Genomic DNA, 7,111 nt, shown 5'->3' on the forward strand with positions numbered 1-7,111 from the left:
ACACTCACAGGAGGTTCCAATGAAAAATCATTATTTAGATCAACGAATCAGAGCAAAAAAAGGAAATCTCAGTGAAACTGAACACAAAATTGCTGATTATTTCATTCATTCCGATGAATTACTCTCACGAAAAACATTAGAAGAATTAGCAAATGAAATAAATGTCTCCCAATCGTCTATTTATCAATTTGTAAAAAAAATCGGCTATAGCGGGTTTCAAGATTTCAAAATCGATATTGCTCGTAACTTTAGCTATCAACCCACCTTTCATAATCTAAGCGCTATGAATGGCACAGATGTGATTAACCCAGACGATTCAAGTATCGACATCGCCAAAAAAGTTCTACAATCGAATGTTCACTCCTTGAATAATTCCATTCATTTTCTAACGGAAGAACTGTTAAATAATGTCCTTGCCATTATTTACTCTGCTAAAACGCTACATTTCTTCGGCCTTGGTGGCTCATCAATTGTCGCCTTCGACAGCTTCCATAAATTTATTAGAACCAAGTATCGTTGCAACTATATTTTTGACTATCATATGCAGCTAGGCTTTGCCACCAAGTTATCAAGTGAGGACTGTGTATTCATTTTTTCTCATTCAGGACAAACCAAAGAATCAGTTAACTTGGCGAGGCAAATCAAAAAAACGCCTGCGAAAATTATCGCTCTGACTGGTAACAGTGGCTCTGAGCTCGTTACACTTGCAGATCAAGCGATTATCGTTTTAACTGAAGAAACTTTATTTCGAACAGAGTCTTTAGCCTCACGAATCAGCTACTTAACTGTTATGGATATTTTATACACAAATGTCATGCACCATAATTACGATCAAAACGTTGAATCCATAAAAAAAATTAGGGACAACATCAGCACAACTAAAACTAATCCTTACAATTTTATCCCTTAATAAAAAAAACCTGTCCTCTACGACAGGTTCTTTTATTAAGCCAGTTTAATCCCTTTTTTTAGACATAAATTAAGATACGTCTCTAGATAAGACTCGCTGATATAGAGACTAAGACTATTACATAGTACCACAGAAAGTGAAAGCTGAGGAATTAGCTGATTATTATGTGGACTATTTTGCTGTAGCCAGACTGTTGACACTGTTACAAACGTATACGCAAAGCTCTGCAACTGTTCATAGCTAATCGCTCGCTCAACAATCTCTTCCTTTTGAAGCTTTTTCAGATTTTGAAGTGTTAATTCATACAAAAATTGTTGAAATTCTTTTGCCTTTTCTGAAATATATTCAGAATCCTTTGTCATTTCATATAAATTTTGATAGTAAAAGGAGTTGTTCGTCTCATTCATTTGAGCCGAATTAATAGCGTCTAACATGTTTTCTAATGTTTCAATTCCCGTTAAACCTGCTGATGACTTCAATGGAAAATTAGTTTGAAGATTAGCTAAAATTGCTTTCAATAGTTCTTCTTTTTGCTTATAATGATAGGTTAAATTACCAATAGTTGTTCCAGCCTTTAGCGCAATCTCACGTAAGGACACGTCATTATACCCCTTCTCATTAAACAACTCGACTGCCGCTTCAACTATTTTTTCGTTGGTTCGTTTCATCTATCTGCTCCTTTCATCCCAAGCTATCATGACCTATATACTACTTTCATTATATAGGAAAAAGCAATCATCTTCGACAACAAAATGATTGCTTTAAGAAATGGAAGTAACTATTCTCACTGTTACTTGATTATTACGGCATTAATTTACTAACAATCCAATCTGCCGCATAGGAGCGTGTTTTTTGATCTTCATTATTGCCACAATGAACATTGCCAGGAACTTCATAATACTCTTTGTCACCACTCGCAACTTTCTCATAAATAGTTTTCGCCCCCACAACCCCAAGGATTACGTCTTCTTCTGAATGAACAACAAGCACTGGACAAGTTATTTGCTGCAAACGAGGCTCTACATTCATAGCATGACTGATTTCAATCGCGTCATCCATATTTTCAACATTAAATTTTGGCATAAAATGCCGTAAATAAAAATGATCAATCCCTTCCCATTCATGCATCGTTAACTGATCTGTTTGAGAGCACCCGCCACGACTCACCAGTGCTGAAATCAGTTCAGAGTTGGACGCTGAAGCACTGGTTGCTAAATAACCACCATAACTCATTCCACTTAGGCCTATTTTATTTCCAACATTTGGGTGAGCATGGATAAACTCGATAACGGCCTTAACTGCACGATCATAATTATCAACCGTTAAATACATCCCACGATTCAATAACGGATCGCCTTGACCTGGACCGTCAAAAATAAGGGCGGCGCAGCCACGCTCATAAATAGATAACGCGATATTATAGTTTTCTTCTTTATAGCCAGTTGCTCCAGGGATACAAATAACCACCGGAACATCCTTTGGCGCATTTGGTGGGATTAGTAAATAACCCGGCATCGACTTCCCTTCAAACGGAATCTCCACTGGCTCACTGTTTTCAGTTGTTGTCAATTCCTTACTCTTTTTGAAACTTTTAAGAAGTTTATCATACACTCTGTATTTTTCTTCTGTCACACCACGAATCCCGTAATCACCTAGTCGATACAAGCAAGACGCATTAAAATAATACTGGCTTGCTGTCACTTGTTGCCCTAAGGCCTCTTTTTTTTCTGCATAAGCAACAGCTCGATCGCCTAATTTTTCGCATGTTTCAACAAAATCATGGGTTTGCTCAAAAGGAACTTTTTCAAACGTTCCACAATTGAATTCCGTTGTATCCATTAACTTGATAAAATCTTCTGGTGACATTCCTCCTCCAAGAATCCTTCCAATATCCTGAGCGGCTGGTCTCATTCTTTTTTCCACAATCTTCACTCCCTTTAGTACATTGTACTGTTTTATAACTAAATAGTACATCGTACTGTCTGAGTTGTCAATACTAATTACAAAATCTTTTAAGCGATCCTTCACCTCAAAGTCATACACTTAAAGGATAAGTCACTACAACACAAAAAGCATTCAACCGTGCCACGCTAACTTTTCGAAACTAGCTGCCTTCGCTGAATGACTCTTGTATCCCTATCTATTTTTTATTAATGATTAACAATCCAAGAAGTATCCAATTTAAACAAGTTATTTAATTGATTTTTCCCGATTGGTCCATGTATACAAACACCGTACATCATTTTTTCAGACCTTGTCATTTTAATAATCACTTTCTAGATTTAAATCCTAATTTTATCAACTTAATAAAAAATGAGTCCTTTATAAGAAGTTATTCAATCAATTTTTCTCGATTGATTCATGTACGTAAACACCGTACACGATTTTTCTATTCTTCGTTACCCGATCCCTTTTCTCTATCAGCCTATTAATCCAGTTATATCACACTCAGTCAAGACTTGTCCAATCCAGTACAGGCCCCATAATCCTCTAATATGCCCTAAACAGCTCTTACCAAGCCTCAATTTTCTTTTAAAATAGTCTAGAATCAGCATTCTTTTCCATTTATTCGACATTTGAACAGTAAGATTAAGAGAATTATGGTAACTTAGAGACTTATTAACGTGTAAAAAATGAAAAAAAATCAATATTTTACAATAACTCGTTGATCATTTGTGGTATTCTAGATTAATTACTAATCATTTTAGGAGGATTGCTTATGCTCGAGGAACGCCATTTATATAGAGATAGCGAGTTAGATATGGAATACTGCACATTCATCAATCTACCACAAAAGTTTCCTAATCATTTTCATGATTATTATGTTATCGGCTTAATCGTTAAAGGTCAGCGCGAATTAACCTGTAATCAGCAGTTCTACCAGCTTGAGCCCGGTGATTTGTTTGTCTTAAATCCGTATGATCCTCATGCTTGTGCCCAATTAGGCGATATCCCTCTCGATTATCATTGCCTACATATTTCTGAAAAGAGGATGAAAGAACTTACTGGAAGTGACACTAGATTCACTTCCAATGTCATCACCTCTCTCTCAGTCCAAGCTTATCTACGTCAATTATTTGCGGCTATTTTGGCAAATGATTCCAAACAAAGTAAAGAAGACTTATTCTATCTCGTCATTGATGCTCTATCAACCAAAATCGAGCAACAGAACGAGCCCTTATCAGTCACCTATGAATCTGCGGTAACAACTGCAATCAACTATATTGATCAGCATTTGGAGGAAAAATTGTCACTTGATACGCTCGCCCACCACACTGGACAAAATAAATTTACGTTAATTCGTCACTTTCTTAAAACAACTGGCGTGACACCTTATCAATATTTAGAAACAACACGCGTCATTAAAGCTAAGGAACTACTCAAAAAACAAGAAAAACTTACTCATATTAGCTACCAACTAGGATATACCGATCAAAGTCATTTTTCAAATGCCTTTAAGAAAATTACGGGAGTCACACCCAAAACCTATCAAAAAATCTATCATCAACACACTCACTAACTGGAGGCATTATAAAATGAACCACTTAACTACATCTAAATCAAGCACCACACTAGGCCATATCGCTGCCTTGATTACAATATTTCTCTGGGGCACCACCTTTGTCTCTACAAAATTTTTATTAGTGCACATCAGCCCTCTGGAAATATTAGTTTTCCGCTTTATTCTAGGTTGGTTTGTCTTACTCCTGCTAGCGCCAAAATTACTTAAAACGGCCAGTTGGAAAGAGGAATTATTATTTGCAGGAGCAGGACTCACTGGGGTAACCTTATATTTTTTATTAGAAAATATCGCTCTAACCTATACCTTGGCATCTAATGTTGGGGTGATTGTTGCTATTTCCCCCTTTTTTACGGCCTTACTAGCCTCGCTTTTTCTAAAAGAAGAGAGCTTGCGAGTCAGCTACTTTATTGGCTTTCTCATCTCTTTAACAGGTATTTTTATTTTGAGTTTCAACGGTGGAGCCGTCAGTTTTAGCTCTACAGGAGATATTTTGGCGATTCTGGCCTCTGTTTGTTGGGGCTTCTACTCCATCTTAACGAAAAAAATAAGCAGCTTAGGCTATTCAAACATTTTAACGACCCGACGCATTTTTAGCTACGGTATTCTTTTTATGTTAGTCGCCATGCCATTTCTAGGATTTCAGCCGATTCTGGAGAACTATATCAAACCTGTTGTTTGGCTAAATCTACTTTTTCTTGGTATTGGCGCTTCAGCCTTTTGCTTTGTTTCTTGGAATTATGCAGTTAAAGTCGTTGGTGCGGTAAAAACAAGTGTCTATATTTATTTAGTCCCTGTAGTTACTGTCACTTTTTCAGTGCTTATCCTGCATGAACAGCTGACTTGGCCAATGGTAATTGGCATCATTTTAGCCATCTTAGGTCTACTTGTCTCAGAACGAAAATAACCAGATTATTCTGGTTATTTCACCTCTCACAAAAAAACGCTTACTATGCTATAATGAAGCTAAAGTATCCGTTTATTTATAGAAAGGTGGGCTACCATGTCTATTTTTACTGATCAAAAGATGACCTCAAAACAACCTCTTTTAGATAATAGTATCGGTAGCTTTTATCGCAAAAAAGGATCTTGGAACGGCGCCGATTCTCCTAACGATATTATGTTTGAAGAGTTTTATGTCGATAACACACAGGACTTAGTACTGACTCTTTTTCCAGATGGTTATTCAGCTATTTGCATTGAATTTGATCCCACGGGTCTCACTAGTCCTTGTTTTTTCGGGCGCATGAAACAACCTAAACCCGTAGCATATACCAAGAATAAATCATATTTTGTTATCAAGATCCCACCAAACTATATTTTTAAAACCAATGTACCCGCAAAAGAACTCGTTCATCGAGTCTCTCAATTAAAGACTTTCAGCCATTCCTTCGAAGCCTTTCCTTGGAAAAAATTTACCCAAATTGATTTTGAACAACGTATTACTCTTTTTCAAAACTACGTCCACGAATGGCTACCTTACACGCAACACGAGATAATTAATTATATTCTGAAAGAATCACTTTCTGGTGAAGAACTGCCATCTATTAAAGAACTTGCTGCCCAGCTACACGTGAGTGATCGATACATTCGGCAATTATTTACTGATTTATTAGGCTCTAGCCCTAAACAAGTAATTCAAGCTGTTCGTTTACAGCAAGCCATGTCGCGAATTCTTGATCACTCAAAAAAAGTGACCGATGCTTATTTAGATACAGACTTCTACGATCATCCTCACTTTAATAAATTTTTCAAAAATCAAACCACCTACTCCCCAACAGAATTCAAAGATTTAATCAAATGAAAAACGCATCAAAACAGCATTCTTACGAATGTAGTTGATGCGTTTTTTAACTAGACTATCGCCGCGTATAGCGGCATCACAATAACCAATGCTGGTAGCATATTAGCCATAGAAAATTCTTTAATTGTCATAATTTGAAAACCAGTAGCTAGCATAATAACACCACCAACTGCCGAAAAATTAACCAACATATCAGGAGTTGTCAGAGGAATAATGGTGGAGCCTAAGAAAAAGAGCGTAAACATCACAATTCCCTGAGGTATCGCGGCTAAGCAAACCATATAACCTAAACTAGTTCCAAAAATAATCGCTGTAAAAAAATCCAACAATGATTTCACTAATAAAATATCGTACTCCCCTGTCATCCCTTCAGTCATTGAGCCGATAACCCCTAGTCCGCTGGCGCTGAATAGAACTAAAATAGCAATAAACTGATTCATAAATTCATCGCCACCTAACGAAGGTGAGGATTTCATCACTTTCTCCAAAGGGGTACGAATTTTACCTGCTAAGCCTTCAATTCTCTTTTCTAATTTAAGCAACTCTCCAATAATAACCCCTAATAAAACTGCAATTACCACACTAAGCATGTGAGTCATACCAATTAACATTGGAAGTCCTAAACAAAACGCAATCAAGCCAAAAATTTGAGGCATCTTAATTCGTAAATACTCTGGAATAAAGCGCCCGATTGAGGCGCCAATCAAGCCTCCTATCAACGTCGCACAGACATTTACTAAAGGTCCTACTGGCATTTTTCTTCCTCCTCGTATAATAAGGTTATCAGATTTATTCTGATAGTTCCTTTTCATCCCCATAAGGGGTATGATTATTTCGTACAGATAGAGGTCGTAGTATTCCTCCTTGAAGTTTTGTC

7 protein-coding genes are annotated in these 7,111 nt (G+C 36.8%); 4 read left to right on the forward strand and 3 right to left on the reverse strand.

What is annotated here, in order from left to right; all coding sequences use genetic code 11:
* Positions 1–19: 19 nt before the first annotated feature.
* Positions 20–910, forward strand: a complete 891-nt coding sequence (locus AC5KOD_RS10000) for a MurR/RpiR family transcriptional regulator (protein WP_496914412.1) — start codon at positions 20–22, stop codon at positions 908–910.
* A 35-nt stretch (positions 911–945) separates the two neighbouring features.
* Here the strand turns inward: AC5KOD_RS10000 and AC5KOD_RS10005 are convergent, their stop codons facing one another.
* Together AC5KOD_RS10005 and AC5KOD_RS10010 are read right to left on the reverse strand one after the other, a co-directional pair.
* Positions 946–1,578 (reverse strand): TetR/AcrR family transcriptional regulator, encoded by a 633-nt coding sequence (locus tag AC5KOD_RS10005; RefSeq protein WP_496914413.1) that lies wholly within the window; start codon positions 1,576–1,578, stop codon positions 946–948.
* A 133-nt stretch (positions 1,579–1,711) separates the two neighbouring features.
* A complete protein-coding gene (locus AC5KOD_RS10010; protein WP_496914414.1) occupies positions 1,712–2,833 on the reverse strand; it encodes an alpha/beta hydrolase family protein in 1,122 nt (373 codons plus the stop codon).
* A 796-nt stretch (positions 2,834–3,629) separates the two neighbouring features.
* Between AC5KOD_RS10010 and AC5KOD_RS10015 the strand changes: the two genes are divergently transcribed.
* The 3 genes from AC5KOD_RS10015 (at position 3,630) to AC5KOD_RS10025 (ending at position 6,234) form a co-directional block, all read left to right on the forward strand.
* Positions 3,630–4,430, forward strand: a complete 801-nt coding sequence (locus AC5KOD_RS10015; RefSeq protein ID WP_496914415.1) for a helix-turn-helix domain-containing protein — start codon at positions 3,630–3,632, stop codon at positions 4,428–4,430.
* Positions 4,431–4,446: 16 nt separating this feature from the next.
* Complete coding sequence (locus tag AC5KOD_RS10020; protein ID WP_496914416.1) at positions 4,447–5,337, forward strand: DMT family transporter; 891 nt, start codon at positions 4,447–4,449, stop codon at positions 5,335–5,337.
* A 96-nt stretch (positions 5,338–5,433) separates the two neighbouring features.
* Positions 5,434–6,234: a helix-turn-helix domain-containing protein gene (locus AC5KOD_RS10025; protein ID WP_496914417.1), complete on the forward strand. Its 801-nt coding sequence runs from the start codon at positions 5,434–5,436 to the stop codon at positions 6,232–6,234.
* 50 nt (positions 6,235–6,284) lie between these two features.
* Here AC5KOD_RS10025 and AC5KOD_RS10030 read toward each other — a convergent pair whose 3' ends face one another.
* Complete coding sequence (locus tag AC5KOD_RS10030; RefSeq protein ID WP_496914418.1) at positions 6,285–6,989, reverse strand: DUF554 domain-containing protein; 705 nt, start codon at positions 6,987–6,989, stop codon at positions 6,285–6,287.
* Between the last annotated feature and the right edge of the window lie 122 nt (positions 6,990–7,111).

The sequence above is a fragment of the Vagococcus sp. WN80Y genome, assembly GCF_059621045.1.

What these genes read in the sequence shown, in the direction of transcription:
- AC5KOD_RS10000 (WP_496914412.1), top strand. Translation starts at nt 20, where the DNA reads ATGAAAAATCATTATTTAGATCAACGAATCAGAGCAAAAAAAGGAAAT.
- AC5KOD_RS10005 (WP_496914413.1), bottom strand. Translation starts at nt 1,578, where the DNA reads ATGAAACGAACCAACGAAAAAATAGTTGAAGCGGCAGTCGAGTTGTTT.
- AC5KOD_RS10015 (WP_496914415.1), top strand. Translation starts at nt 3,630, where the DNA reads ATGCTCGAGGAACGCCATTTATATAGAGATAGCGAGTTAGATATGGAA.
- AC5KOD_RS10020 (WP_496914416.1), top strand. Translation starts at nt 4,447, where the DNA reads ATGAACCACTTAACTACATCTAAATCAAGCACCACACTAGGCCATATC.
- AC5KOD_RS10025 (WP_496914417.1), top strand. Translation starts at nt 5,434, where the DNA reads ATGTCTATTTTTACTGATCAAAAGATGACCTCAAAACAACCTCTTTTA.
- AC5KOD_RS10030 (WP_496914418.1), bottom strand. Translation starts at nt 6,989, where the DNA reads ATGCCAGTAGGACCTTTAGTAAATGTCTGTGCGACGTTGATAGGAGGC.